Annotated in this window: 23 protein-coding genes; 19 read left to right on the forward strand and 4 right to left on the reverse strand. The window is 59.9% G+C overall.

The genetic code is table 11. From position 1 onward, the window contains the following. Positions 1-56: 56 nt before the first annotated feature. The 7 genes from HU765_RS00070 to HU765_RS00100 all read left to right on the forward strand — a co-directional run bounded on the left by HU765_RS00070 (position 57) and on the right by HU765_RS00100 (position 7,575). Positions 57-647 carry an NAD(P)H-dependent oxidoreductase gene (locus tag HU765_RS00070; RefSeq protein WP_186618585.1) on the forward strand — a complete coding sequence of 197 codons (591 nt, stop codon included), beginning with the start codon at positions 57-59 and terminating at the stop codon, positions 645-647. Between the two features lie 95 nt (positions 648-742). After that, positions 743-1,654, forward strand: a complete 912-nt coding sequence (locus HU765_RS00075) for a LysR substrate-binding domain-containing protein (protein WP_186618586.1) — start codon at positions 743-745, stop codon at positions 1,652-1,654. 103 nt (positions 1,655-1,757) lie between these two features. Further along, positions 1,758-2,651, forward strand: a complete 894-nt coding sequence (locus tag HU765_RS00080; RefSeq protein ID WP_186618587.1) for an NAD-dependent epimerase/dehydratase family protein — start codon at positions 1,758-1,760, stop codon at positions 2,649-2,651. Between the two features lie 752 nt (positions 2,652-3,403). Next, the gene (locus HU765_RS00085; protein WP_186618588.1) at positions 3,404-4,753 is read left to right on the forward strand and encodes a GntP family permease; all 1,350 of its coding nucleotides are present in this window, start codon (positions 3,404-3,406) and stop codon (positions 4,751-4,753) included. A 15-nt stretch (positions 4,754-4,768) separates the two neighbouring features. Further along, complete coding sequence (locus HU765_RS00090; RefSeq protein ID WP_186618589.1) at positions 4,769-5,629, forward strand: MurR/RpiR family transcriptional regulator; 861 nt, start codon at positions 4,769-4,771, stop codon at positions 5,627-5,629. A gap of 1 nt (position 5,630) precedes the next feature. Continuing rightward, positions 5,631-7,088 carry a D-aminoacylase gene (locus tag HU765_RS00095; RefSeq protein ID WP_186618590.1) on the forward strand — a complete coding sequence of 486 codons (1,458 nt, stop codon included), beginning with the start codon at positions 5,631-5,633 and terminating at the stop codon, positions 7,086-7,088. 118 nt (positions 7,089-7,206) lie between these two features. Continuing rightward, positions 7,207-7,575, forward strand: coding sequence for a glyoxalase superfamily protein (locus HU765_RS00100; RefSeq protein WP_186618591.1), 369 nt, complete (start codon positions 7,207-7,209; stop codon positions 7,573-7,575). A gap of 78 nt (positions 7,576-7,653) precedes the next feature. On the opposite strand, the gene HU765_RS00105 is transcribed toward HU765_RS00100, so the two are convergent. Together HU765_RS00105 and HU765_RS00110 are read right to left on the reverse strand one after the other, a co-directional pair. Further along, positions 7,654-8,019: a hypothetical protein gene (locus tag HU765_RS00105; RefSeq protein WP_186618592.1), complete on the reverse strand. Its 366-nt coding sequence runs from the start codon at positions 8,017-8,019 to the stop codon at positions 7,654-7,656. A 474-nt stretch (positions 8,020-8,493) separates the two neighbouring features. Continuing rightward, complete coding sequence (locus HU765_RS00110; RefSeq protein WP_186618593.1) at positions 8,494-9,510, reverse strand: AraC family transcriptional regulator; 1,017 nt, start codon at positions 9,508-9,510, stop codon at positions 8,494-8,496. Positions 9,511-9,697: 187 nt separating this feature from the next. Here HU765_RS00110 and HU765_RS00115 point away from each other — a divergent pair, with 187 nt between their 5' ends. The 3 genes from HU765_RS00115 to HU765_RS00125 are packed head-to-tail and all read left to right on the forward strand — an operon-like array spanning position 9,698 to position 14,459. Beyond that, positions 9,698-11,302 carry an FAD-binding oxidoreductase gene (locus tag HU765_RS00115; protein ID WP_186618594.1) on the forward strand — a complete coding sequence of 535 codons (1,605 nt, stop codon included), beginning with the start codon at positions 9,698-9,700 and terminating at the stop codon, positions 11,300-11,302. Continuing rightward, positions 11,299-12,894, forward strand: a complete 1,596-nt coding sequence (locus HU765_RS00120; RefSeq protein ID WP_186618595.1) for a glycerol-3-phosphate dehydrogenase/oxidase — start codon at positions 11,299-11,301, stop codon at positions 12,892-12,894. The genes HU765_RS00115 and HU765_RS00120 overlap by 4 nt, the downstream gene beginning before the upstream one ends. Next, positions 12,891-14,459, forward strand: a complete 1,569-nt coding sequence (locus tag HU765_RS00125) for an FGGY-family carbohydrate kinase (RefSeq protein ID WP_186618596.1) — start codon at positions 12,891-12,893, stop codon at positions 14,457-14,459. The genes HU765_RS00120 and HU765_RS00125 overlap by 4 nt, the downstream gene beginning before the upstream one ends. Before the next feature lie 340 nt (positions 14,460-14,799). Here HU765_RS00125 and HU765_RS00130 read toward each other — a convergent pair whose 3' ends face one another. Next, positions 14,800-16,719 (reverse strand): methyl-accepting chemotaxis protein, encoded by a 1,920-nt coding sequence (locus tag HU765_RS00130; RefSeq protein ID WP_186618597.1) that lies wholly within the window; start codon positions 16,717-16,719, stop codon positions 14,800-14,802. Positions 16,720-16,970: 251 nt separating this feature from the next. On the opposite strand from HU765_RS00130, the gene HU765_RS00135 reads away from it, so the two are divergent. Then, positions 16,971-17,642: a histidine phosphatase family protein gene (locus tag HU765_RS00135; RefSeq protein ID WP_186618598.1), complete on the forward strand. Its 672-nt coding sequence runs from the start codon at positions 16,971-16,973 to the stop codon at positions 17,640-17,642. Next, positions 17,639-18,460 (forward strand): phosphatase PAP2 family protein, encoded by an 822-nt coding sequence (locus HU765_RS00140; RefSeq protein WP_186618599.1) that lies wholly within the window; start codon positions 17,639-17,641, stop codon positions 18,458-18,460. Before HU765_RS00135 ends, HU765_RS00140 begins: the two co-directional genes overlap by 4 nt. Positions 18,461-18,488: 28 nt before the next feature. On the opposite strand, the gene rimJ is transcribed toward HU765_RS00140, so the two are convergent. Beyond that, positions 18,489-19,076 carry a ribosomal protein S5-alanine N-acetyltransferase gene (gene rimJ / locus HU765_RS00145; RefSeq protein WP_186618600.1) on the reverse strand — a complete coding sequence of 196 codons (588 nt, stop codon included), beginning with the start codon at positions 19,074-19,076 and terminating at the stop codon, positions 18,489-18,491. A gap of 402 nt (positions 19,077-19,478) precedes the next feature. Here rimJ and HU765_RS00150 point away from each other — a divergent pair, with 402 nt between their 5' ends. The 7 genes from HU765_RS00150 (at position 19,479) to HU765_RS00180 (ending at position 26,146) form a co-directional block, all read left to right on the forward strand. Next, on the forward strand, positions 19,479-20,372 hold the full coding sequence (locus HU765_RS00150) for an amidohydrolase family protein (RefSeq protein WP_186618601.1): 894 nt from the start codon (positions 19,479-19,481) through the stop codon (positions 20,370-20,372). A 35-nt stretch (positions 20,373-20,407) separates the two neighbouring features. Beyond that, positions 20,408-21,382 (forward strand): alpha/beta hydrolase, encoded by a 975-nt coding sequence (locus HU765_RS00155; protein ID WP_186618602.1) that lies wholly within the window; start codon positions 20,408-20,410, stop codon positions 21,380-21,382. A 163-nt stretch (positions 21,383-21,545) separates the two neighbouring features. Next, positions 21,546-22,541: a GlxA family transcriptional regulator gene (locus HU765_RS00160; RefSeq protein ID WP_186618603.1), complete on the forward strand. Its 996-nt coding sequence runs from the start codon at positions 21,546-21,548 to the stop codon at positions 22,539-22,541. Positions 22,542-22,854: 313 nt separating this feature from the next. Beyond that, on the forward strand, positions 22,855-23,544 hold the full coding sequence (locus HU765_RS00165; RefSeq protein ID WP_186618604.1) for an ABC transporter permease: 690 nt from the start codon (positions 22,855-22,857) through the stop codon (positions 23,542-23,544). After that, positions 23,541-24,539, forward strand: a complete 999-nt coding sequence (locus HU765_RS00170) for an ATP-binding cassette domain-containing protein (RefSeq protein ID WP_186618605.1) — start codon at positions 23,541-23,543, stop codon at positions 24,537-24,539. Before HU765_RS00165 ends, HU765_RS00170 begins: the two co-directional genes overlap by 4 nt. 2 nt (positions 24,540-24,541) lie before the next feature. Then, a complete protein-coding gene (locus tag HU765_RS00175) occupies positions 24,542-25,210 on the forward strand; it encodes an ABC transporter permease (RefSeq protein ID WP_186618606.1) in 669 nt (222 codons plus the stop codon). Between the two features lie 42 nt (positions 25,211-25,252). Then, on the forward strand, positions 25,253-26,146 hold the full coding sequence (locus HU765_RS00180) for a glycine betaine ABC transporter substrate-binding protein (RefSeq protein ID WP_186618607.1): 894 nt from the start codon (positions 25,253-25,255) through the stop codon (positions 26,144-26,146). The last annotated feature ends 74 nt before the right edge of the window (positions 26,147-26,220 follow it).

Here is a 26,220-nt window from a genome sequence, read left to right on the forward strand (position 1 = left end):
GCCGCCATTCCATTTCCTGATTCCAACCAGCTCAAGGGCTGCGCCGAGGTTTTCCGATGAAAAAAGTCCTGTTGCTCAATGGCGGTAAAAAATTCGCCCACTCCGATGGCCGCTACAACTCCACCCTGCACGAAACCGCACTGAGCGTGCTCGATCGCGGCGGTGTCGACGTCAAGACCACCTTCATCGATGAGGGCTACGACGTTGCCGAAGAAGTGGCCAAGTTCCTTTGGGCTGACGTGATCATTTATCAGATGCCAGGCTGGTGGATGGGCGCGCCGTGGACGGTGAAAAAATACATCGACGAAGTGTTCACTGAGGGCCATGGCAGCCTCTACGCCAGCGACGGCCGCACCCGCTCCGACGCTTCGCAGAAGTACGGCAGCGGCGGTCTGATTCACGGCAAACAATACATGCTGTCGCTGACCTGGAACGCGCCGCAGCAAGCCTTCGATGACCCGACGGATTTCTTCGAAGCCAAAGGCGTGGACGCGGTGTATTTCCCGTTCCACAAGGCCAATGAGTTTCTGGGCATGACTGCGCTGCCGACCTTCCTCTGCGTCGACGTGATGAAGCGTCCGAACATCGAGAATGATGTGGCGCGCTATGAACAGCATCTGCAGCAGGTCTTTGGTCTCAAGGCGTAAGGCGATTCAGCTACTATCGAATAGCTCGACCCACTCTGTGGCGAGGGAGCAAGCTCCCTCGCCACAATGAATATGTATTCGATTAGAGAATTTCTGTGAAAGCCAGATCCGATGAGTTGCAGATTTTCGTCTGCGTGATCGAGTGCGGTTCGATTTCCGCCGCTGCCGAGCAGGTCGGCCAGACGCCGTCGGCGGTGAGCCGCACGTTGTCGAAGCTCGAAGCCAAGCTCGACACCACGCTGATCAACCGCACCACGCGGCGCATGGACTTGACCGAGGAAGGGAAGTATTTCTTCGAACAGGCCAAGCTGATTCTCGATCAGATGGAGCAACTTGAAGAACGCCTGTCCTCGCGCCAGCAAACGCCGTCCGGGCGCCTGCGGATCAACGCCGCGTCGCCGTTCATGCTCCACGCCATCGTTCCCTACATCGACGAATTTCGTGGGCTTTACCCGGACATTCAGCTCGAACTCAACAGCAACGACCTGATCATTGACCTGCTGGAACAAAGCACCGATGTCGCCATCCGCATCGGCACCCTTGCCGATTCGACGCTGCACGCGCGTTCGCTCGGCTGCAGTCCGTTGCTCATCGTCGCCAGCCCCGCGTATTTGAAAAAACACGGTGCGCCACGACAGGTCGCGGATCTGAGTGAGCACACGCTACTCGGTTTCACCCAGAACGAAGGCCTCAATCAGTGGCCGCTGCGCTACGTGCACGGCGACCGCTGGCCGATCACCCCGGCGATCAGCGCCTCCAGCGGCGAGACCGTGCGCCATCTGGCGCTGGAGGGGCAGGGCATCGCCTGCCTTTCGCATTTCATGACCATCGACGACATCCGCGCCGGGCGTTTGAAGGTTTTGCTTGGCGAATTCAACAGCGGCTACCGCCAGCCAATCAACGCGGTGTACTACCGCAACTCGCAACTGGCGTTGCGCATCCAGTGCTTTCTCGACTTTATCCAGGGCAAACTCGCGGCCTACGCCAGCGCTGATTTCAAAGGCTGATTCGTGATCCCAGCGCAAGATTGAATTGGCCTGTGGCGGGTTTTTCGCCGAGGTTCATCGGTCGATACTCACTGCATCAATTACTCACGCAGGGAGTTTCTCCATGAACGTATTCATCACCGGCGCTGCCGGATTTATCGGCGGTTCCATCGCAACCGGTCTGGTGCAGGCCGGGCACAACGTCACCGGTCTGGTGCGCAGTGTCGAGCAGGCTGACGAGCTGAAGGCATTGGGCATGAATGCCGTGATCGGCACCCTTGAGGACAGCCAATTGCTGGCTGAGCAGGCGCGTGTCGCTGATGCTGTGATCAACGCAGCTAGCAGTGATCATCGCGGCGCGGTTGAGGCGTTGCTTGGCGCCTTGCGCGGTTCCGGCAAAGTGTTTCTGCACACCAGCGGTTCGAGCATTGTCGGCGATGCCTCGGGCGGTAAATCCAGCGACGATATCTACTACGAAGACAACCTGCCCGAACCTACCGTCGACAAGGCCGATCGCGTGGCCATCGACAACCTGGTACTCGCGGCGGCGAAGGATGGCGTGAACTCGGCGGTGATCTGCAACACGCTGATCTACGGCCACAGCCTGGGCGTTAAACGCGACAGCGTGCAATTGCCGCGACTGCTGAAACAGGCGCGCAAAAGCGGCGTCGTTCGCCACGTCGGCAGCGGCCAGAACATCTGGTCCAACGTGCACATCGAAGACGTCGTCGCCCTGTATCTGCTGGCGCTGACCAAGAACGTGCCGGGCACTTTCTACTTCGTGGAAAGCGGTGAAGCCTCGTTCATCGACATGACCACCGCCATGGCCGAAGCGTTGAACCTGGGCAAACCGCAAGACTGGCCACTCAAAGACGCCGAAGCCGAATGGGGCTATGAAATGGCCAACTACGGCCTCGGTTCGAACAGCCGGGTACGCGGCAAACACGCCCGCGAGCTGCTGGGCTGGGCACCGAAGCGCACGTCGGTGGTTGAATGGATTCGTAACGAAATGGTGTGAGTTCAGCTAGCACCGAGTGAAGCCATTCGCGAGCAGGCTCGCTCCCACAATTCGATCGCATTCTGTCTGAAGAAATGTGATCAAAAACTGTAGGAGTGAGCCTGCTCGCGATAGCGTTGTGTCAGTCAAATAATCCTGTTCTGACCCACCGCAATCGCGAGCAAGCCCGCTCCCACCGGTTGACCGTGTTCTGTCTGGAGGAATGCAATCAAAACTGTGGGAGCGGGCTTGCTCGCGAAAGCGGTGGGTCAGCCAATGAAAATGTCGGATGTGATGATCCCTTCGCGAGCAAGCCCGCTCCCACCGGTTGACCGCGTTCTGACTGGAGGAATGTGATCAAAAACTGTAGGAGTGAGCCTGCTCGCGATAGCGTCGTGTCAGTCAAAAAATTGTGTTTTGACACACCGCAATCGCGAGCAGGCTCACTCCTACAATTGACCGCGTTCTGGCTGGAGGAATGCGGTCGAAACTGTGGGAGCGGGCTTGCTCGCGAATGCGGTGTATCAGGCAGTGAAGATGTTGGATGTGATGACGTCTTCGCGAGCAGGCTTGCTCCCACAGGGTTTTGTGGTGATTTGGAAAGACATGAAAATCCAGCCCCGCAATTTTCATTAGGCACGACAACACATACCCGCCAGCGACACGCCTTACCTCTCCACGAAAATTACTTTCATGCGGTTTGAAATCTTTATCTCGAAATGATTTATGAGTTTCACAACCCATTCGAACGTGACCCTTTCGAGGAGTACCGCATGACGCCTTCCTTCGGCTATTGGCTGCTGGTCTACGCCGCCGTGGCCATCATCGCGTTGATCGTGTTGATCGCCCGTTACCGGCTCAATCCGTTCATCGTCATCACTCTGATTTCGCTGGGCCTGGCGCTGGTCGCCGGGATGCCGCCGTCGGCTGTGGTCGGCGCGTATGAGGCGGGTGTCGGCAAGACGCTGGGACATATTGCGCTGGTGGTGGCGTTGGGGACGATGCTGGGCAAGATGATGGCCGAGTCCGGCGGGGCCGAGCAGATGGCGCGAACGCTGATCGAGAGATTCGGCGAGAAGAACGCGCATTGGGCGATGGTCTGCATCGCGTTTCTGGTCGGGTTGCCGTTGTTCTTCGAAGTCGGTTTCGTCTTGCTGGTGCCGATCGCTTTCACCGTGGCCCGCCGCGTTGGCGTGTCGATTCTGATGGTCGGTTTGCCGATGGTTGCAGGCCTTTCTGTGGTGCATGCGCTGGTGCCGCCACATCCGGCGGCGATGCTCGCGGTGCAGGCCTATCAGGCCTCGGTCGGGCAGACGTTGCTGTACGCGATTGCCATTGGCATTCCGACCGCAATCATCGCCGGCCCGCTGTACGCCAAATTCATCGTGCCGCGCATTCAATTGCCGGCGGACAACCCGCTGGAAAAGCAATTTCTCGACCGCGAACCGCGCGACAAATTACCGGGTTTCGGAATCACCATGGCGACCATTCTGCTGCCGGTGGTGTTGATGTTGATCGGCGGCTGGGCCAATCTGATTGCCACACCCGGCAGCGCTTTCAACCAGTTCCTGTTGTTCATCGGCAATTCGGTTATCGCGCTGCTGCTGGCGACCTTGCTGAGCTTCTGGACGCTGGGGATTGCCCAAGGTTTCAACCGTGAATCGATCCTCAAATTCACCAACGAATGCCTGGCGCCAACCGCCAGCATCACCTTGCTGGTGGGTGCTGGCGGCGGCTTGAACCGGATTCTGGTCGATGCTGGCGTGACCGACCAAATTGTTGGCCTCGCCCACGAATTTCACCTGTCGCCGCTGCTTATGGGGTGGCTGTTCGCAGCGCTGATGCGTATCGCCACCGGTTCGGCGACAGTCGCGATGACCACCGCATCAGGCGTCGTCGCTCCGGTGGCCATCGGTCTGGGTTATCCACACCCGGAGTTGCTGGTGCTGGCGACCGGCGCGGGCTCGGTTATCTTTTCCCACGTCAACGACGGCGGCTTCTGGTTGATCAAGGAATACTTCAACATGACCGTCGCGCAGACGTTCAAGACCTGGACCGTGCTTGAGACGTTGATCTCGCTGGTCGCTTTCGCTCTGACCGTCGGCCTTTCTTACCTGCTGTAACCGGAGCCCGCCGCCATGGACATCCTCTACCAGATCCGCGCCCGCCAGGATTCCTTCAGTGCCGGCGAGGGCCGCATCGCCCGGCTGATGCTCGACGACGTCGGATTTGCCGCCAGCGCCAGCCTCGAAGACCTCGCGCAACGCGCCGAAGTCAGCACCGCCACCCTGTCGCGGTTTGCCCGCACCGTGGGTTGCCGTGACCTGCGCGATCTGCGCCTGCAACTGGCCCAGGCCTGCGGTGTTGGCAGCCGTTTTCTCGACCCGGCGGGCACGCCTGAGCAGTCGGCGTTTTACGGGCAGATCGTCGGCGACATCGAAACCACGCTGCGTCAGCATTTGGCCGGATTCGACGAATCGCGTTTCGCCGATGCAGTGAAATTACTCGGCCAGGCGCGGATGATTCACGCCTTCGGCATGGGCGGTTGCTCGACCCTGTGCAGCGACGAGCTGCAAGTGCGCCTGGTGCGTCTCGGCTATCCGATTGCGGTGTGTCACGACGCGGTGATGATGCGCGTCACCGCCGCCAGCCTCAACGCCGAACAGGTGCTCATTGTCTGCTCGCTGACCGGCATCACCCCGGAGCTTTTGGAAACGGTGGAGCTGGCGCGCAACTACGGCGCACGCATTCTCGCCATCACTCGCGGCGATTCACCACTGGCGGAACTGGCCGACGTCGTCCTGCCGCTGCAAGGCGCGGAAACCTCGTTCATCTACAAACCGACAGCCGCGCGCTACGGCATGCTGCTGGCCATCGACGTGCTCGCCACCGAGCTGGCGCTGGCAAGCCCCGAAGACAATCAAGAACGTCTGCGGCGGATCAAACTCGCCCTCGACGAATACCGTGGCGGCGACGATCACCTGCCGCTGGGAGACTGACATGCAGTACGACACCCTGATTCGCAACGCCATGGTCATCGACGGCAGCAACACGCCCGGCTATGAGGCCGGCGTGGCGATTATCAACGGCCGCATCGAGCGCATCGGCGACCTCCACAATGCCAACGCCAGCGAAGAAATCGACGCCGCCGGCCGCGTGCTGGCACCGGGTTTCATCGACGTGCACACCCACGACGACACCGTGGTGATCCGCCAGCCCGACATGCTGCCCAAGCTCAGCCAGGGCGTGACCACGGTGATTGTCGGCAACTGCGGCATCAGCGCTTCGCCGGTCAGCCTGAAAGGTAATCCGCCGGATCCGATGAACCTGCTCGGCAGCGCAGCGGCGTTTATTTATCCGCGTTTCAGCGACTACCGCGCAGCCGTCGAAGCGGCCAACACCACGCTGAATGTTGCGGCACTGGTCGGCCACACGGCGTTGCGCAGCAACCACCTCGACGACTTGTTCCGCACTGCGACGGCTACGGAAATCTCCGCTATGCGCAAGCAGTTGCGCGACAGCCTCGAGGCCGGCGCGTTGGGTTTATCCACAGGTCTGGCCTACGCCAGCGCCTTCAACGCCTCGACTGATGAAGTCATGCAACTGACCGAAGAACTGACGGCGTTCGGCGCGGTGTACACCACCCATTTGCGCAGCGAATTCGCCCCGGTGCTGGAGGCGATGGATGAAGCGTTTCAGATCGGCCGACACGCGCAATCACCGGTAATCATTTCCCACCTCAAATGTGCCGGCGCGGGTAACTGGGGGCGCAGTCCGCAGTTGCTCGCAGCGTTGGAGGAAGCGGCGAAAACCCACCCGGTCGGCTGCGATTGCTATCCGTATGCAGCGAGTTCTTCGACGCTGGATTTGAAGCAAGTGACCGACGCCCACCGCATCACCATCACCTGGTCGACACCGCACCCGGAAGTCAGCGGACGCGACCTGATCGATATCGCTGGCGAGTGGAAACTGTCGCTGGAGGAAACAGCAAAACGTCTGCAACCGGCGGGCGCGGTGTATTACGGCATGGACGAGGCCGACGTCAGAAGAATCCTTGCCCATCCGCTTTCGATGGTCGGCTCTGACGGACTGCCGGAAGATCCGTTCCCGCATCCGCGCCTGTGGGGCGCTTTCCCACGGGTGCTCGGCCATTTCAGCCGTGACGTCGGGCTGTTTCCGCTGCACACCGCCGTGCACAAAATGACCGGTTTGTCGGCGGCGCGTTTTGGTTTGCAGGAAAGAGGCGAGATTCGTGAAGGACATTGGGCGGATCTGGTGTTGTTTGATCCGGCGACCGTGCGCGATGTTGCCGATTTCACCGATCCGCAACGGGCGGCGCAGGGGATTGACGGGGTTTGGGTTAACGGCGTGTTGAGCTATCGCGACGGGCAGGCGAACGGGGGCAGGGCAGGGCGGTTTCTCGCGCGTCAGGGTGATCTGCGCGACAACTTTCGTTAAGGATTCGTGGCGTGCGCCACAGTGATGGCACTATGAGATTAAAGAAAGCCATCAACAAGCCGATTTGCTGACATCCTCCCCGTCTACACTGTGGGGCCAATCAGTCAGGGAGCACCCCATGAGCTTGGGCAAAACCACCCCGATCCTGCGGATCTTCGATGAGGCCAAGGCTGTCGAGTTCTACGTCGATTTTCTCGGTTTCACGATCGACTGGCAGCATCGCTTCGAAGCGAATTTTCCGCTGTATCTGCAGGTGTCGCGGGGTGAGTGTGTGTTGCATTTGTCCGAGCATCACGGCGATGCGTGCCCGGGTTCGGCGCTGCGTATCGAGACCGATGAACTGGAGGCGTTTCAGCAGCAACTGATCGCCAAGAACTACACGTTTTCGCACCCGCAGATTCAGGCGATGCCGTGGGGCAGCCAGGACATGACCATTGCTGATCCGTTTGGCAATCGGTTGGTGTTTACCAATGCGATCAGTCTTTGACCTGAACGCCCGGTAGTTCGCTTACCGCGCAAAAACAGCCCGCAAGCCCTCCATCGAAATCGCTTGCGGGCCGTCACCTCATTCCGTCGGCACCAACCGATCCAACACCCGATTCACCGCCATCTCCGCGACCATCACAATCTGCGCAATGCCCTGCAACGTCTTGCGCTGCGAGCCGTCCACCAGCCCTGCCTGATTGTTGAGCATCACCGTCGCTGACCCCAGCGTTTCGCAGGCGTCGGCCAGCAGCGATTCGTTGTCGGCCTCGGGATTGGCCATGTACAGCGTATTGGGTGTGTAGGCTGGAGCCATGAATTCAGCGCTGGACGTGCCGAGGTAATGGTCGAGGGCGCGGTCGGCGGCTTCGTGGAATTTCTTTGAGTCGGGGGATTCGTAGGGGGATGCCGGGTCGGTGGTTGGCGGGTTTGGGGTTACTTTGAACATATCCAGATCCTCATTTTGGCTGGCCACCGCTTCCCTACTAAAGGAAATGGAGGCAGCTGTGCGCAGGTTAGTAGACCGGGGATCTGGGAAACCGGCGCGCCCGAAGGCGCCCTGCGCACAGCCACCATAAAGTTCAGGCGAGACCTGACTGTCTGATGAGCTATGCACCCCAAATATTCCGGGCTACTAAACCCGATCACTGATGGCAGTGACGCAATCACAGTAGCGGTGAGGTTTGAGGCGCACAAGCCGGCGGATTCTGGCGCAGGCGTGGGCAGCGGCGCAAGGAATTGTGGGTGGTTTCGCGGAATGCCGGTGCGGTTTAAACGGATGTGGCAAAGCTTGTTTAAACGGTGTAGCGGCTGGCCTCATCGCGAGCAGGCTCACTCCTACAGTTGATCTCGGTGAACGCGAATTTTGCGTACGCCGCAAAACCTTGTAGGAGTGAGCCTGCTCGCGATAGGGCCCGCACATTCACCGCCGATTCCGCAGCCGAAACTCCCCCGGCGGCATCCCGCGCCAGCTCTTGAACGTGCGATGAAACGAGCGCGGTTCGGTAAACCCCAGATACTGCGCAATGTCCTGAACCGGCAACGTGCTGTTGAGCAAATAGTGCTCCGCCAGCTCCTGTCGCAGCTCATCGAGAATCTGCTGATACGACGTCCCGACCTGCTGCAATTGCCGCTGCAACGTGCGCACCGAAACGCAAAGCTGTTCGGCCACTTGCTCCTTGCGCGGCAGACCTTCCTTGAGCAGTCCGCGCAAAATGTTTTTCACTTGCTCTCCAAGCGGTGCATCTTCCAGCGTCGCCAGCAAACCCATCGCGTGTTCTTCCAGCGTTCGCAGCAATTGCGCATCGGCCTGGCGCAGCGGCAGCTGCAAATAAGCCAGCGGCACCACCAGCGCCGAATACGCCTGATCGAACAACACCGGGCAACCGAAAAACGCCTCGTACTCGGCCAGCGTCACCTCATTCGGTCGCGAATGCTCCAGCCATACGCAGTCCGGCGACAGCTGCGTGTCGGCGATCCAGCGCGCGTAGTGCAGCCACGAACCGAGCACGTTTTCCACCAAGTGCCGACGAATCCGTGGTCGCTCGTAACGGCAGGTCCAGATCAGATGCACGTGATCGCCTTGCACCTCGGCGCGGCTGATGCCCATGTCGCCGACCAGTTTTTCGAACGGCATGATCCGGCTCATCGCATCGCCCAACGTCGCGCAATTCATGGTGATGTACCCGAGCACGCTCCAGGAGTTGGGCAGGACGAAACTTGCCGCATGCAGCCCGAACAACCCATCGCCCGAGTGCTCGCAGAAATAATCCAGCAAGCGCTCGTGAGCCTCGCCCGGCAGACGCAAGGTGTTGTCGTTCAATTGCTGCGAGTCCAGCCCGGCCGCCGCCAACGCAGGCTCGATGGCCATGCCCAACTGTTCGGCGTGGCGCAGGTATTTGAGCAGCGGCGGAACGGAGGTGAAGCCGAGCGATGGCATGTTCGCGGTCCTTTGATCGACGGCGTGTGAGCAAATGAATGCCGCAAGGTAAGTGGATTGCGCGGCGAAAGTAAATGGCCTGATGTTTGGCGCCATTCGCTACAGGATCTGGCCGGAAGCGACCGTGACACCTTCCCAGCGCTGACTAGTATGGAGGCTTGATCCAACGGCAGAAAAGGACACACGCATGCGACGCTGGAACGGCTGGGGAGAGGCAGGCACGGTGGTCGAAATGCCGGCCCAGGGCACGACATTTCTCCATGAACGCTTGGGCGCTGGCCGCGCGTTGCCCGATGCCGCACTGGAAGCGGCATTGGCGCAAGTGCCGACCTCGCGCCTGGTGCCACATCGTCTGTACAGCGTCGATCCCCACGATCGCCTGCTGCACGCGCGCGGCCAGAGCCTGCCGGACTGGCTGGCGTTGCGCGAAGGCGCGCTGGGCACTTATCCCGATGCCGTGGCCTTTCCCGAAACCGCCGAACAGATCCGCCAATTGCTGGCGCTCGCTCATGATCAGGACCTCTGCCTGATTCCCTACGGCGGCGGCACGTCGGTGGCCGGGCACATCAACCCGCCGAACTCCACGCGCCCGGTGCTGACGGTGTCGCTGGCGCGAATGAATCGCCTGACCGACCTCGACGAACAGAGCCTGCTGGCGACGTTCGGCCCCGGCGCGACCGGGCCGCAAGTGGAAAGCCAGTTGCGCGCACGCGGCTACACGCTCGGGCATTTCCCGCAGTCGTGGGAGCTGTCGACGCTGGGCGGTTGGGTGGCCAGTCGTTCCAGCGGTCAGCAGTCGTTGCGCTATGGGCGGATCGAGCAGTTGTTTGCCGGTGGCACTCTGGAAACCTTCGCCGGGCCTCTGCAGATTGCAACGTTCCCGGCGTCGGCGGCAGGTCCCGATCTGCGTGAGGTGGTGCTCGGTTGCGAAGGCCGTTTCGGGATCATTTCCGAAGTCAAAGTGCGGGTCAGCGCGTTGCCGGCGGACGAACGTTTCTACGGTGTCTTCCTGCCCGACTGGGCGCAGGCGCTGCGAGCGATCCGGCAACTGGCGCAGGCGCGCGTGCCGCTGTCGATGCTGCGCCTGTCCAACGCAGTGGAAACCGAAACGCAACTGGCGCTGGCCGGCCATCCGCAACAGATCGGCTGGCTGGAAAAGTACCTCAAGCTGCGCGGCGCCGGTGACGGCAAATGCCTGCTGACCTTTGGCGTGACCGGCAATCGCCAGCAAAACGCACTGTCGCTGAAACAGGCGCGCCAGCATCTGAAAGCGTTCGGCGGCGTGTTCACCGGCACGCTGCTCGGCAAGAAATGGGCGCAGAATCGCTTCCGTTTTCCCTACCTGCGCGAGAACCTGTGGAACGCCGGTTACGTGGTCGACACCCTCGAAACCGCCACCGACTGGAGCAACGTCGATCACTTGCTCAGCCTCATCGAAAACAGCCTGCGCGACGCCCTGGCCGCCGAGGGCGAAAGGGTGCATGTGTTCACTCATCTCTCGCACGTTTACGGTGAGGGCTCGAGCATTTACACCACCTACGTGTTTCGCCCGGCAGCGGACTATGCCGCTACGCTGGCGCGCTGGCGGGTGCTCAAACACGCGGCCAGCCAGACCATCGTCGACAACCACGGCACCATCAGCCATCAGCATGGCGTCGGCAAGGATCACGCACCGTATCTGCTGCGCGAAAAAGGCCCGCTGGCGATGCAGACGTTGCAGGCGCTGAGCGAACATTTCGACCCGGAGGGGCGCCTCAATCCGGGCACGTTATTGCCAGAGTCGCGGCCATGACGGCGAACTGGAATGCGCAGTGGCGCGAGCAGATTCTGCCGACCTTGGCGGATGATATCTGGGACCTGATCGTGATCGGCGGCGGCATCAGCGGCGCCGGAATCGTCCGCGAAGCCGCGCGCCGGGGCTGGCGCTGTCTGCTGCTGGAGCAGCGCGATTTCGCCTGGGGCACCTCCAGCCGATCATCGAAAATGGTCCACGGCGGTTTGCGTTACATTGCCAAGGGCCAGTGGCGGCTGACCCGCGATTCGGTGCGCGAGCGTCAGCGCCTGCTCGACGAAGCGCCGGGGCTGGTCGAGCCGATGAGCTTCATGATGCCGCACTATCGCGGCGGTTTTCCCGGGCCGCGCGTCATGGGCGGCTTGCTCTCGGTGTACGACGCGCTGGCGGGGCGGCGCAACCATCGGTTTCATGACGCACAGCAACTGCGTTTTCTCGCTCCGGGGGTGAAGGAAAATGGCCTGCTGGGCGGTAGCTGTTTTGTCGATGCACTGACCGATGATGCGCGGCTGGTGATGCGCGTATTGCGCGAGGCTAGGGCCGATGGCGCGGTGATTGTCAGTGGTGTGCGGGCCACACAACTGCTGCGTGACGGCGGGCGAGTGAGTGGGGTTCAGGTCGAAGATGGCGAGGGCGGCGCGACGCTGCAATTGCGCTCTGGCGTGCTGGCCGTGGCTACCGGCGCGTGGGCTGAGCGCTTGCGGCCAACCGAGGCACCACGGCAATTGCGACCGTTGCGTGGCAGTCATTTGTTGCTGCCCGGTTGGCGTCTTCCGGTGGCGCAGGCGTTCACGTTTTTGCATGAGCGCGACCGGCGGCCGGTGTTTGTTTTTCCGTGGGAAGGCGCGACCGTGGTCGGCACCACGGACCTCGATCACCGCGAAGATCTGGACCAGAGCGCGCGCATTTCCAGTGAAGAACTCGACTATCTGCTTGCCGCGTGCCGGCAGCAATTTCCAGGTGCAGAAGTGGGCGTCGGCGACGTGCTGTCGACCTGGTCGGGCGTGCGTCCGGTGGTCGGTCGTGCAGCAGGTGCGCATCAGGACAAACCCTCAAACGAAACCCGCGAACATGTGCTGTGGCAGGAGCCGGGTTGCGTGACTTTGGCCGGTGGAAAACTGACTACGTTTCGCCCGCAAGCGATCGAAGTGCTCACGGCTTGCGCGGCGATGCTTGGGCGTTCCTTTGTCGATGACGGCGCGCCGGTGTTCGCCGCTGTGCAGCCGCTGACAATTCCGGGGCTGAGTACGAGTCAATGGCGACGGTTGGCCGGGCGTCATGGCCGGGACCTGCCGAGGCTGGCGCAACTGCTCGCCGAAATCGGTCAGGAAACGGTCGGCGTCACCGATACGTTGTGGGCAGAACTGGCGTTTGCCTGTGAGGCGGAAATGGTTGTGCATCTGGATGACTTGCTGCTGCGGCGGACCCGGTTGGGCCTGTTGCTGCCGCGCGGTGGCGAGGATTATTTCCCCGCGATTCGCACGCTCTGCCAGTCACGATTGGGCTGGGACGATGAGCGCTGGCAAGCGGAAATTCAGCGTTATCGTTTGCTGTGGTTGCGCGATCACGGGTTACCGGAGACCACGCCATGACGGACGTCGCAAATAAGAAATACCTGCTGGCCATCGACAACGGCACCCAGAGCGTGCGGGCGTTGCTCTTCGATCTGCAGGGCAACCTGCTCGGCAAAGGCAAAGTCGATCTGCAGGCGTATTACTCGACCCAGCCCGGTTGGGCCGAGCAGGATCCGGAGTATTACTGGGCGAAACTCGGCGAGGCCTGTCAGCAACTTTGGCAGCAGACCGGCATCGACCGTGGACAGATTGCCGGCGTGTCCCTCACCACCCAGCGCGGCACCGTGATCAATGTCGATGCCGGGGGCGAACCGCTGCGCCCGGCAATTGTCTGGCTCGATCAACGCCAGACTGAAGTCGAGGGCGGCATCAAAGGGCCGTGGGGATGGCTGTTCAAACTGGTCGGCGCCAACGCGACGGTGGATTATTTTCGCGCCCAGGCCGAAGCCAACTGGATCGCCCGCCATCAGCCTGAAGTGTGGGCGGCGACCGACAAGTTTTTGCTGCTCTCGGGTTTTCTTACCCATCGCCTGTGCGAGCGCTTCGTTGATTCGGTCGGCTGCTGCGTAGGCTATCTGCCATTCGATTTCAAACGGCTGAAATGGGCCGCGCCGACTGACTGGAAATGGCAGGCGTTGGCGGTTCGCCCCGAGCAGTTACCGACCCTGCACAAACCCGGCGAAACCCTCGGCCACATCACGGCCGAAGCCGCCCGCCACACGGGTATTCCCGAAGGCCTTCCGTTAATTGCCGCAGGCGCGGACAAGGCCTGCGAAGTGATCGGTTCCGGCGTGGTCGATGCGAGCACCGTGTGCCTGTCCTACGGCACCACCGCGACCATCACCAGCACCCGCTCACGCTACCTGGAAATCGTCCCGCTGATCCCGCCATACCCCTCGGCCGTGCCGGATCAGTACAACTGCGAAGTGATGATCTATCGCGGTTATTGGATGGTCAGTTGGTTTAAAAATGAATTCGGCCTGCGCGAAATGCAGCAGGCGAAAGAGCAGGGCATCGAGCCGGAGCAACTGTTCGACGCACTGGTCGACGCCGTGCCGCCGGGCTCGATGGGTTTGATGCTGCAACCCTACTGGTCACCAGGCATCCGCGAGCCGGGCGTGGAAGCCAAAGGCGCGATGATCGGCTTCGGCGACGTGCACACCCGCGCGCATATCTATCGGGCGATTCTTGAAGGCTTGGCGTATGCGTTGCGTCAGGGCATGGAAAATATCGAGCGGCGTTCGAAGGTCTCGATCAAGCGACTGCGCGTGGCTGGCGGTGGCTCACAAAGTGACGCCGCGATGCAGTTGACCGCCAATATTTTCGGCCTGCCGGCAGAGCGGCCGCATGTCTACGAAGCGTCTGGGTTAGGTTCGGCGATTTGCTGTGCGGTGGGGTTGGGGCTGCACAAGGATTTTTCCACGGCCATTGCGGCGATGACTCGCGTCGGTGCGGTCTTCAATCCACAACCCGAGGCGCAGAGGATTTACGAGCAACTGTACAAAGACGTCTATCTGCGCATGTATCGACAGCTCAAACCGCTGTACCAAAGTATTCGCAAAATCACCGGATATCCCGAATAGCACTGGCACCCTAGACCCCTGTGGGAGCGAGCCTGCTCGCGAAGGCGCAGTATCAGTCAGCAATGTTTTTCCTGACCCACCGCCTTCGCGAGCAAGCCCGCTCCCACAGGTATTTGCGGGTTGATCAAAAATCGGGGGGTACCACCAAAACCCAGTGTGGGAGCGGGCTTGCTCGCGAAGGCGGAGTGTCAGCCAACGTTTATTTAATTGACCCACCGCCATCGCGAGCAGGCTCACTCCTACAAGGGTTTCGAGGTGTTCACACATGTTGTGTTCGACCTGGACCCTGTAGGAGTGAGCCTGCTCGCGATTGTTTTTCAGCCTCAGCGCAAGACGAACATCAAACGCGGAAGTGGCTGACCATCTGCTGCAACTGACCACCCAGGCGCGCCAGTTCAACACTCGACGCAGCAGTCTCGTCACTCGCCGCTGCGGTCTGCTCGGACACGTCGCGTACGTTGATGATGCTGCGGCTGATCTCTTCGGCCACGGCGCTCTGCTGTTCGGCAGCGGCGGCAATTTGCTGGTTCATCGACTGGATATTCGACACCGTGCGGGTGATGTTTTCCAGCGATACGCCAGCCTTGCGCGTCAGGGCGACGCTGCTGTCGGTCAGCGCGCGGCTGTTGTTCATCACCGCCGAAACTTGCTGGGTGCCGTTCTGCAGACCGGCGACCAGACCTTCGATTTCCTCGGTGGATTTCTGCGTACGCTGGGCCAGGCCACGAACTTCGTCAGCCACTACGGCAAAACCACGACCGGCTTCACCGGCACGCGCCGCTTCAATCGCGGCGTTGAGCGCGAGCAGGTTGGTCTGTTCGGCAACTGCCTTGATCACGTCCATGACGCTGCCGATCTTGTCGCTTTCCTGTTGCAGCACGCTCATCGCTTCGGTCGAACGCACCACTTCGCTGGCCAGACGCTCGATCTGCGCGATGGCCTCGTTCACTACCTTGTCGCCTTCACGGGCTTCGCCATCCGCAGCAGCGGCGGCTTGCGAGGCTTCTTCGGCGTTGCGCGCGACTTCCTGCACAGTGGCAGTCATCTCGTGCATGGCGGTGGCGACCTGATCGGTCTCGATCTTCTGGCTGTTCACGCCAGCACTGGTCTGCTCGGTCACGGCCGACAGCTCTTCGGCGGCGCTGGCAATCTGAGTGACGCCATCGCGAATACCGCTGATCAAGCCACGCAGGGTCACGCCCATGCGCGCGATGCCTTGCTGCAACACACCCAGTTCGTCACGACGGGTGACGGTGACGTTCTGGGTCAGGTCGCCGCTGGCGATGCGTTCGACCACGGCCAGGGTTTCGCGCAACGGACGGGTGATCTGACGGGTGATGATCACGGCAGCAATGATGCCCACCAGCAGCGCCAGCAACGTGCTGATCAACTGAAAGGTGCGCGCCTGGGCGCTTTCGGCATCACGACGGTCAAGTTGAATCTGATACAACTGCTCGCTCAGGGCGACGATAGTCGTGCCCTGATCGGTCATTTCCTTACGCGCCTGCACGGCCTCGGTGTTGGCGTTCTTGTACGCCATCAACGCGCTGCGATAGCTGGTCAGCGCGGTTTCCAATTGGCGCAACGCGTCTTGTTGAGTCGCGGCAAATTGCGCATTCAGCGGTTTGAGGCTGGCGATGGCCGCGTCGATCTGGCCGACGGCTTTCTGTTCGGTGTCGGCATTGCTGGTCGCGGTGTAACCACGCACTTCATAGCGCGCGAGGATGAACGCTTCCTTCGCCGCAGTGACGGCCTGGAACTGCTCGAAGCGCTGATCGCTCAACTCCATCTGTTGCACACGCTGGCTGATCGATTCGATCAGGTTGTACGCGGTCTGGGCGTTGGCACTCATGGTGTCGCGCGCGCTGTTGCCGGTGCGATAGGCGTTGCGCATTTTGTTCAGCGAGGTCTGGTATTCAGCGATGGTCGCCGCCTGCTGCTTGAGCAGTTTGACGTTTTCCGGACTCTTGAATTTGCTGATCAGCGCCTGCTGCTGAGCAGCGAAGCCTTCAAGGGTGGTCTGCACGTTTTGCGCGGCGGTTTCATCGCCGTTGGTCAGCATATACTGCAGACGCACTACGCGCAGTTTGGTCAGCCCGGAGTTGAGCTGAGTGATGTCGCTCATCCAGTTGCTGCGGTCGATCAGGCCACCGAGGCTGGTCCAGCCGGTCAGCGCCAGGATGCAGGTCAGGGCCAGAACCAGGCCGAAGCCCAGGCCGAGTTTCATGTTCACGCTGATGTTACCGAACCAGCTATTCATGCAAATCCTCCAGAAACGTTGGGTTTCTTGTCGTCGGTTAGGCTGGAAGATTGTTGTTCTTTTGAGCCAGCAGGGGTGTTAGCAGGTCTGTATCGGCCGCAAATCCGAGAGCTGAAAGGTTTTTGTCGGATGGCGTTCATAGCAGCCCATCCCAAGAACTTTTTCACATGGCTTTCACTGGCTGACCACGCGCGTCTGCGTACCTTCGCCGCATCGAATGACCTGCAATGCAAAGCGGCGAGGCGTTTTTTGTGGAATTGAGACTGAGTCTGTTTGGCATCAAACGCTCGATCGACCTGAGCGGTCTGGCGCGTTTGCGCGATACATGGGTGGTGCTGGCGGCATCAATACTGGTCATCCCGCTGACCCTGTGGTTGCTGGCGCCCAACGCAGTGCCGGACCTGGCCCACGGTAATATTGCGGGTGCGCAGGCTTTGGCAACAGGGTGGGCCAAAGGCGAGATGATTGTGCTGGTGCGCCACGTCGAGCGTTGCGATCACTCCAAAGCTGCGTGCCTGAGGAGCAATGACGGCATCACCGACCGCTCGCGCAGTGTCGCGGTGGCAGTCGGCGCCCGGTTCGAGCAACTGGGCCTGGCCAACGCTGACATCTATAACAGCCCGTCAATGCGCACGGTGCAGACGGCCGGTTACATGTTCAACCACGCCGCCAGTGGCGACGACTGGCTGATCAACTGCAGAGGTCGCATGCTGCAGGATGCGCTGGCGCACAAGATCCCCGGGCGCAACCTGATTCTGGTGACCCACAGCGAGTGCATGGCGCAGATCGAGAAAGACCTCAAGGCGCCGGCCTCGAACATGGGCTACGGCTCGTCATTGTTTGTCTCCGCTGCCAACCCGGCGACTCCGAAGATGCTCGGCTTCATCGAAGCCTCCGACTGGCGCACGGTAACTACCCAATGAAATCCCGTTTCTACGCGTATAACGTCGGCATTCCGTTGGTCTGTGCGGCCGTCGTGTTTCTGATGTTCGACATGACCCGAATCGACATCGCCTTCAGCAATTTACTGTTCGACCCGCTCACGCAAACCTTCCCGATCGATAAAATCCATTTTTTCGAAAAACTGACCCACAAGTGGGCGCGGATCATTCCGAACTGGACGGCAGAAATCGCCTTGATGGGCGCGATGCTGTCGCTGGTCTGGCCACTGATCAATCCGCACAAACGCCCGCGACTTGGCGCCTTTCTGGAACGCAATAAAGTCGCGCCCGTGCTGCGCTTTACCGCAAATCACCGTAGGGATTTTTTCTTTGTCGTGGTCGCGTTCGCGCTCTGCACGGGCGTGATCCACTTCCTTAAATCCCACACCAGCGTTTACTGCCCGATCGAAACCACGTTGTACGGCGGGAAAATGCCTCACATCGAGTGGTACAGCAACTTCCAACTGTTCCATGAAGCCGGGAGTGGCCGCTGCTGGCCGGGCGGCCATGCGTCGGGCGGTTTCACCATGCTGGCGCTGTACTTCGTGGCGCGCCGGTATCAATGGCGTTTTTCCAGCGCAATCCTGTGGGGCTCGCTGCTGCTGGGTTTGATCTACGGCACCACCCGCGTCCTGCAGGGCTGGCACTACATGTCCCACACGTTCTGGGCGGGAATCTTCGTATGGCTGACCTGTTTGCTGACGGCGTTGGCCTTCTACGGACGCACGCGGTTGGAACTGCCGGTAGTGGGCAAACGCACACAGAAAGTCTTTAGCGCTCAGCCTGAAGTCTTGCTCTGAACGCGTTCAGAAAAACGTGGGTTGAAGGTCAGCCAAGGCGCCGCGACCAACGCTGATCCGGCGCCTCGAAACCGGGATTGACCAGCGCCGTCAGCACATGGTCCTGCCAGCGCCCGGCAATGTTCAGATAATCCTTTGCGTAACCCTCGCGCTCAAAGCCCAGGCGCTCAAGCAACCGCGCACTGCGCTCATTGCCAGGAATGTAATTGGCCATGATCCGGTGCAGGTTCTGCGTATCGAACATGTAACCGATCCCGGCCTCCAGCGCCTCCTGCATCAAACGCTGGCCCTGATGGGCCTCATCGATGTGATACCCCAAATAACACGCCTGAAACGCCCCGCGAATAATCCCGCTGAAATTGCAGGCGCCGATCATTTGTTGGCCGTCCGGAGTCAGCAGCGCGAAATGCATGGCTAGGCCGGCCTCAAAGGCACTGGCCTGGATCTCGAGGCGACGGCGAATGTTGGCGGTGGAGAAGTAGTCGGTGGTGCGGATGGGGGACCAAGGGGCGAGGTGGCGCAGGTTGCGTTGGTAGAAAGCGGTTTCCAGCTCGGCTTGATCGGGGGAGAGGATGGCCAGTGTCAGGCGCGGGCAGGGCAGGGATAACAGCGGCATCGAGCGATCCTTGGCGAGGGGGGATGCTGGCAGAGTCGCGCAAATGGTGGGGGGCGGCAAGGTGTGGGAAATAAAGGGCGAAAAAAAGCCCGCTAGGAGCGCGGGCGAACCGTAGTTTCTTGAATGAGCAGGAGGACTTTACCGGTTCGCGGGGCAGGGGGCGGTGAAGAAAAATTCATCTCGATTTGAGGGGCGGGATCGGCAAGGAAATCAGGCGCGAACCCAATCATTTTTTCGCCATCCCCCGGCGTTCACTCCCGTAAATCCAAGCGGTGTTCTCCAAAACATCTTTGCTCACAAAATCGCGCATGGCGAGATTTTGATACTACACGTCGGATTGGCGGGAGCGACGAAAGACAGACGACGATTATTGTTTTCGCACAAATGCAGGAAACAAAAATCATGCTGCGGTTGATTGAAAGAACAGACAGTCACGTTCATTTTTTTACTTCGCAGGACCTGCGCCGCGTTGCAGGTTCGCTGCCCTATACATTACCGGAACCGCACTCGCTGACGGCTTATCTGGATAACTTGATTGATGCCGGTATTGCTCCGACGCTAATCAATAACGTCCATCTGAGTATTCTGCCGGACTCGGAAAACGTATTTGCCTCGTTTGACGAACTTCAGAATCTTCAGGCGGCCAACCCTCAGCGTTACGGCACCGTGAGGTTAGTGGGGACGATCAAGGCGGAACCGGCTTACGCCACACAAGAGCGTCTTTCGCACCCACAAGTGATTGGCGCCCGCATCGTTTTGCACGATGCACGACCGCAAACCATTTCTTACACCCGGTTCAGCGATAAGCAATGGCTGGCGTTTTATCAACGCCTGCAACCGCACCAGCATCTGCACATTTACGCAAAAGAAGCCGAGACGAATTTGCGCGTACTGCGCCAGATCCCTCGCGATGTGCGGGCCATCATCGATCACCTGGGTACTTGTCACCGTGAGCGGGGCATCACCGAGCCTGCCTGGGTCGCGCTGCTTGCTGAGGCCAAGGCACGCGGCAATGTCTGGTTCAAGGGGCCCGGCTATCGCACGAGTAGCCATCCCGAAGAAACCGCTCGTTTCGTGACGCAAATTGTCCGCGCCGTTGGCGCGGACAAGATCCTACTGGAAGCAACCGATGCCCCTCATGTCGGAACGGACAACGAGGGAGTCAAGTATTCCGAGCTGTTCGATCCGAACAAGGCGTTCAACTTTGTTGATGCCGTTGCGACGCATGTTTCCAAAGCAACCCAAATCCCTGTTGGCCAACTTCTGCGAGGAGCAGTCGGCCAGTTGGCAAGTTGATCTACGCCCACACTCTCCCTTCGAGATCACCAGCAATGACGAACATTACAACAAGAGACATCAACTTCAGCGTCAAGTACGGCGATGAAACACTCAACCTCAAAGGCACGGTATTTCAGCCGGAACAACGCGACGCTGCGTCGCAAGAACTGCCGCCGGTAATTTTCAACTCCGGCTTCACCGGCGGGGTCACGATGTACGGCCAGCTGTTCGGTCGCGCCTTGGCGGCCCAGGGGTATCGCGTCATGACCTATGACGTGGCGGGATTTTTTTCCAACAAACACATCCGTAACACCATCGAGTCAGGCGACAAGGTCATCACCAACGTCATTCTTGAAGACCAGAAGGATGAAGTGCTGGGGGCCGTTGCATGGGCACGTGAGAATTTCGGTGAAATGCCAGTAGTCGCGTCGTGGGCGATGGGCTCGGTGGCCAGCCTTGGAGCGGTGGCAGAGCTCGCCGCAGCCGGTGCTGAGCAGATCCGTTTTTGGGTGCCGATGAGCTACACCAACATCCGTAAATTGCAGGCCTTGCGCGCAGATCCGCGGGCGGCCGATGCGGCCATTGCGCAACTCGCCGATGATGCGCCGATTCCGCCGTTCGACACCGGCACCGATGAGACCCGACTCGGTTACTACCCGCTGGATCCTGAAACCCAAGCCTATGTGGACCAGCAACTGGGCGGCTACACCGACGCGGGCGGCGCGGACCGTTGGCCGGGTTGCACTCACGTGACGGCGAAGTCCTATAAGTCCTATGTGCAATATGACCCCGAGCAATCCATCGAAGGTGCAACAGGCTTCCCGCCGGCGCTGATCATTCATGGGGCCGACAACACCTTGCACATGCCATCGGAGTCCGTGCGTCTGCATCAAAACTACCCGGGCGATGCCGGCGCGCATGCGTTGATCATTTCGAAGATGCAACATGGTCAGCAGAATCAGGCTGACAACCCGGTGTTCAAATCAATGATCCAGAGCATCGACGAAGCCATCCGCGCACGGGGCTGATCCGCTCGCCACTCTCCTGCGAGACCTCGAATATCGAAGTCTCGCAGCGATTCCCCCAGCCTTGCGGGGCTTGTTCCTGTATGGCTGAATGCGTGCCCAGCCCCTAACATGCGGGTCGAAAGCCGTTCGCTCGGACGGCTGGCCCCCACGAAAGGATCTGGCGATGACAGCCCCCATCGATTCAGCGACGTCTGTGAATAACTGTACGACCAAGCGAATCGGGCTGCTCATTCTTCCGCAGTTCTCCATGATGGCATTGGCGGGTGCCAGCGAGCCGTTGCGTGCGGCCAATCGGCTGTCCGGCAAAACGCTTTATGAGTGGACCCTGCTGACTGAATCAGGCGGACCGGTCAGCTCCAGCAGCGATATTGAAATCAATACCGTGCCGGTTGATCAGGCGCCGGAACTGGATCGCGTGTTTGTCCTGGCGAGCCTGGACACCGAGCATCAGAAACCACCGAAAATGCTGCGTTTCCTGCAACGCGCCGCATCGCGCGGGATCACCGTCGGCGCACTCAGCACCGGCACGTTCATCCTCGCCCGCGCTGGGTTATTGGAGGGCAAGCGCTGTACGTTGCATTGGGAATCCATCAGCCAGTTTTCGGAAGAATTCCCTACGATCGAAGTCACCCGGGAGCTCTACGTCAACCATGACAACCGCTGGACGTGTGCCGGGGGCACGGCGGCCATCGACCTCATGCTGGCGCAGATCGCGCTCGATTTCGGTAATCCGCTCGCGGCAAGTGTTGCCGAACAGTTTCTGCACGCCCGGATACGCGCACCGGAAGAGCATCAGCGAATGTCGATCCAGTGGCGTTTCGGCATTCATGATCGCCGGCTGACCGCCGCCATCGCGTTCATGGAGAACAATCTGGAGAACACCGTCGGCATCGAAGACATCGCCGACCGATGCAATCTGTCCCATCGGCAACTTGAGCGTCTGTGGCACCAGCATTTCGGCATGACGCCAAAAAAATTCTATCTGGAGCTGCGGTTGAACGAAGCACGCCGGTTGCTGCGTGAAAGTACCCAGCCCATTGCGTCGATTGCCTACAGCTGTGGGTTCGTTTCGGCATCACATCTGGGTGCTGCTTACCGCCGTGTCTGGGGCTGTACGCCCGGAGAAGAGCGGCGGAAATTTGATGATGCTCATTCCTGATTTCGTTGCACGGTGCATCCACCGAACCACGTCACTCCGCAAGATCCCATAGCTAGCTAATGACTCCGCCCGCCAAGCGAAGAACTCTGGCGAGTCTCTTCATTTGACGACCGCGCATACAGCCATCTGCCATCTATCCAAAGCGCTGCACTTCATGCGAGCTGGTTGCGTCACGTCGATTTTTTGATAGAAATCGTCGAACTCCAAGCTCAGAGTGCTTGCACGGGCGCGGTACTGTTCCGTCCAGACACGGCGCTCAATCCAGATGTTCGACCGATAAAAACAACAATGACGTACAGAAGGCACAACCCTCATGGAAACATTGAGTTTCATTCTGGAAAACGCTGGGCTGATCGGTCTGCTACTCGGCCAGCACCTGCTCATCGTGGCGATAGCGGTGGGGCTGGCAATTCTGACCGGCGTGCCTGTGGGAATCGCCATCTCCCAGCACCCCAGAACACGCCGGTGGGTCCTGGCCTTCGCCGCCGTTCTGATGACCATTCCCTCCGCCGCGCTCTTCGGGTTGATGATTCCAGCGCTGTCGCAGATCGGCTACGGGATCGGCGTGGTGCCGGCGGTCATTGCGCTGTTTCTCTACGCCCAGTTGCCGATCATCCGCAACACCACCACTGCGATCGCCAACATCGATCCGGCCTTGCGTGAAGCCGCAATCGGCATGGGCATGTCGACCGGGCAGAGACTGCGTAAGGTTGAGTTGCCGATTGCGGTGCCGCTGATCATGGCCGGCGTGAGGATGGCCACCGTCATCAACATCGGCATCGCTGCCATTGCGGCTTACATCGGCGCCGGTGGCTTGGGCAGCTTGATCATTCGTGGCATTGCGCAATCGGACACGCGACAGCTTTTGGCCGGTGCGATCGTCATCAGTGTCATCGCCGTTGCGGCCGATTATGCGTTGTATGGCTTGCAGCGCCTGCTGACACCAAACGGCTTGAATAAAAACAAACTGGCCACCGGCCGAATGAAGGAAGCGACGACGTGATCCAGATCGAAAACCTGAACAAGCAATTCGGCGCTGTCACGGCGGTAGAGGATGTCTCGTTCAATGTCGAAGAAGGGCAAATCTGCGTACTGCTCGGACCGTCGGGCTGTGGCAAAACCACGACGCTGAAAATGATCAACCGACTGATCACGCCCACGTCCGGCACAATCAGAATCAATGGTCGCGACACATCCGAACTGGACAGCGTCACCCTCAAACGTTCCATCGGCTATGTGATTCAACAAGTCGGTCTGTTCCCGAATATGACCGTTGAGGAAAACATCTGCGTCGTCCCCAGTCTGTTGGGCTGGGACAAAAGCAAAAGCCGTAAGCGCGCAGCCGAGTTGCTGGAAGTGGTCGCGCTGGATCCGGCGAAATTTCTCAAGCGCTATCCGTGTGAGCTTTCCGGTGGGCAACAGCAGCGCATAGGCGTCGCCCGTGCCCTGGCAGCGGATCCGCCGGTGATGCTGATGGACGAGCCCTTCGGCGCCATCGATCCGATCAATCGCGAAGTGATTCAGGACGAATTCATGCGCATCCAGCGCCTCGTCAACAAAACCGTGTTGTTCGTCAGTCACGACATCGATGAAGCGGTGAAGATGGCCGACTGCGTCGCCCTGTTCCACAACGGAAAAATCCAGCAATTCGGCAGCTCGGATGATCTGCTGGCCCGGCCCAATAGCGACTTTGTCGCGAACTTCATGGGCGGCGATCGGATCATGAAACGCTTGCGCCTGCTGCGCGCGGCGGACGTCGTCAGCAAGATCGCGCCGCGCGAACACATGCAGGTCGTCGGCAGCAACAGCGGCATCGCGGCGCACTCGCACTTGATCGTCAAGCCCGGAGACGACCTGCGCCAAGTGCTTTCGCAACTTCTCGGTCGCGGGCAGGACTGGGCGCTTTGCAACGAGAGCGACGGCCGCTTTATTGGCTATGTGCATCAGGCTGACATCTTGGCGCGACTGGTTGAAAACATCACTCCGGCGGTGAACTGACGATGTCTGACTTACTCATCAGATTCTGGCAGGGGCTGCAGTTCTACTGGGGCGACATCAGCTACCTGACAGTCCAGCATTTGCAGATCGTCGCAGTCAGCGGGGTGTTGGCCATCGCCATTGCGCTTCCATTGGGTGTCTGGATGAGCCGTCCGGCGAACCAGCGTTATGCCATGGCGAGTCTGCAGGTGCTGAACGTGGGGCAGGCGATCCCCAAACTTGCACTGTTGGCATTGGCCATGAGCTTGATCGGCATTGGCAGCGGGGCGGCGATCATCGGATTGTTCGTCGCGACCTTGCTCCCCGTCGCGGTCAACACCTACGAAGGGCTGCGCGCGGTGCCGCAGCACTTGGTCGAAGCGGCCGAAGCCATGGGCATGACGGCACGGGAGACACTGTGGAAAGTTGAAATTCCGAACGCGCTGAACGTGATTTTCGCAGGCATCCGCACGGCGCTGGCGATCAACGTCGGCACCGCACCGCTAGCCTTCCTGGTCGGTGGCGGCGGACTGGGTGAGTTGATCTTCACCGGGATCGACTTGAATGACTTCGGCATGATGCTGGCCGGCGCCGTATCGACCGCGCTCCTGGCGATTGCCGTCGATCTGGGATGCGGCTTGATTCAACATGTTGCCGTCTCTCGCGGCTTAAGAATGGTCGGGCGCCAATGAATCTGAACACCCTCCACCTAAACCAATAACATGAGGTGCACGATGATTTATCGAATGCTAGGCAGTCTGATCTTCAGTTTTAGTCTTGTTGCCGGTGTAGTCGGCAACGCTTCAGCCAACAGTGCAATTGTCGTCGGCGGCAAGAAATTTACCGAGCAGCAATTGGTCGCCGAAATGACCGCACAACTACTGCGCGCCAATGGCTACAAGGTCGATAAACGCGCGGACCTGGGTTCATCGGTACTGCGCGCGGCGCAAGAGAACGGCCAGGTCGATGTGTACTGGGAATACACCGGCACCTCCCTGATTACTTACAACAAAGTCACCGACAAACTCAGCGCTGAGGAAACCTATAAAAGGATCAGCGAACTGGATGCGCAAAAGGGCATCACCTGGCTGAACCCGTCCAGGGCCAACAACACCTACGCACTTGCCATGCGCAAAGTGGACGCCGAAAAGGATGGCGTCGTCTCGATCAGCGATCTGGCAAAAAACATCGAAGCGGGAAAATCCTACAAATTCGCATCGAATGCCGAATTCTTCTCCCGGCCCGATGGGCTGCGTCCGCTGCAGGAGGAGTACGGGTTTGAATTCGAGCGCAAGAACATTGTGCGGATGGATGGTGGGCTGACGTATCAGGCGCTTAGGGATGGTCAGGTGGATTTGGCGTTGGTGCTGTCGACGGATGGGCGGATACCGGCGTTTGGGTTTTTGGTGTTGAAGGATGATAAGGGGTTCTTTCCTGGCTATGCGTTGACGCCGGTTATTCGTACAGACGTACTGGAGGCGAATCCGAAGGTTGGGGAGTTGCTGAATGCGCTTTCTTCCAAGCTGGATGATGAGACGATTGCGGGGCTTAATTCGCGGGTTGATGTGGGGCGGGAGTCGATTGAGCGGGTGTCTAAGGGGTTTTTGCTGGAGAGTGGTTTGCTTTAGTTAGGCTGCGGTGGCGGTGAAGCCACTGGGTTCGGCGTGACTATTCGGACTTACAGGCTGGCCGGGCTAGGCGC

Source organism: Pseudomonas sp. SWRI81, from assembly GCF_014268545.1.
In the GTDB taxonomy this organism is placed as follows: Bacteria; Pseudomonadota; Gammaproteobacteria; order Pseudomonadales; family Pseudomonadaceae; genus Aquipseudomonas; species Aquipseudomonas hamedanensis.

What these genes read in the sequence shown, in the direction of transcription:
- HU765_RS00070 (WP_186618585.1), top strand. Translation starts at nt 57, where the DNA reads ATGAAAAAAGTCCTGTTGCTCAATGGCGGTAAAAAATTCGCCCACTCC.
- HU765_RS00080 (WP_186618587.1), top strand. Translation starts at nt 1,758, where the DNA reads ATGAACGTATTCATCACCGGCGCTGCCGGATTTATCGGCGGTTCCATC.
- HU765_RS00085 (WP_186618588.1), top strand. Translation starts at nt 3,404, where the DNA reads ATGACGCCTTCCTTCGGCTATTGGCTGCTGGTCTACGCCGCCGTGGCC.
- HU765_RS00090 (WP_186618589.1), top strand. Translation starts at nt 4,769, where the DNA reads ATGGACATCCTCTACCAGATCCGCGCCCGCCAGGATTCCTTCAGTGCC.
- HU765_RS00095 (WP_186618590.1), top strand. Translation starts at nt 5,631, where the DNA reads ATGCAGTACGACACCCTGATTCGCAACGCCATGGTCATCGACGGCAGC.
- HU765_RS00100 (WP_186618591.1), top strand. Translation starts at nt 7,207, where the DNA reads ATGAGCTTGGGCAAAACCACCCCGATCCTGCGGATCTTCGATGAGGCC.
- HU765_RS00105 (WP_186618592.1), bottom strand. Translation starts at nt 8,019, where the DNA reads ATGTTCAAAGTAACCCCAAACCCGCCAACCACCGACCCGGCATCCCCC.
- HU765_RS00110 (WP_186618593.1), bottom strand. Translation starts at nt 9,510, where the DNA reads ATGCCATCGCTCGGCTTCACCTCCGTTCCGCCGCTGCTCAAATACCTG.
- HU765_RS00115 (WP_186618594.1), top strand. Translation starts at nt 9,698, where the DNA reads ATGCGACGCTGGAACGGCTGGGGAGAGGCAGGCACGGTGGTCGAAATG.
- HU765_RS00120 (WP_186618595.1), top strand. Translation starts at nt 11,299, where the DNA reads ATGACGGCGAACTGGAATGCGCAGTGGCGCGAGCAGATTCTGCCGACC.
- HU765_RS00125 (WP_186618596.1), top strand. Translation starts at nt 12,891, where the DNA reads ATGACGGACGTCGCAAATAAGAAATACCTGCTGGCCATCGACAACGGC.
- HU765_RS00130 (WP_186618597.1), bottom strand. Translation starts at nt 16,719, where the DNA reads ATGAATAGCTGGTTCGGTAACATCAGCGTGAACATGAAACTCGGCCTG.
- HU765_RS00140 (WP_186618599.1), top strand. Translation starts at nt 17,639, where the DNA reads ATGAAATCCCGTTTCTACGCGTATAACGTCGGCATTCCGTTGGTCTGT.
- rimJ (WP_186618600.1), bottom strand. Translation starts at nt 19,076, where the DNA reads ATGCCGCTGTTATCCCTGCCCTGCCCGCGCCTGACACTGGCCATCCTC.
- HU765_RS00150 (WP_186618601.1), top strand. Translation starts at nt 19,479, where the DNA reads ATGCTGCGGTTGATTGAAAGAACAGACAGTCACGTTCATTTTTTTACT.
- HU765_RS00155 (WP_186618602.1), top strand. Translation starts at nt 20,408, where the DNA reads ATGACGAACATTACAACAAGAGACATCAACTTCAGCGTCAAGTACGGC.
- HU765_RS00160 (WP_186618603.1), top strand. Translation starts at nt 21,546, where the DNA reads ATGACAGCCCCCATCGATTCAGCGACGTCTGTGAATAACTGTACGACC.
- HU765_RS00165 (WP_186618604.1), top strand. Translation starts at nt 22,855, where the DNA reads ATGGAAACATTGAGTTTCATTCTGGAAAACGCTGGGCTGATCGGTCTG.
- HU765_RS00175 (WP_186618606.1), top strand. Translation starts at nt 24,542, where the DNA reads ATGTCTGACTTACTCATCAGATTCTGGCAGGGGCTGCAGTTCTACTGG.
- HU765_RS00180 (WP_186618607.1), top strand. Translation starts at nt 25,253, where the DNA reads ATGATTTATCGAATGCTAGGCAGTCTGATCTTCAGTTTTAGTCTTGTT.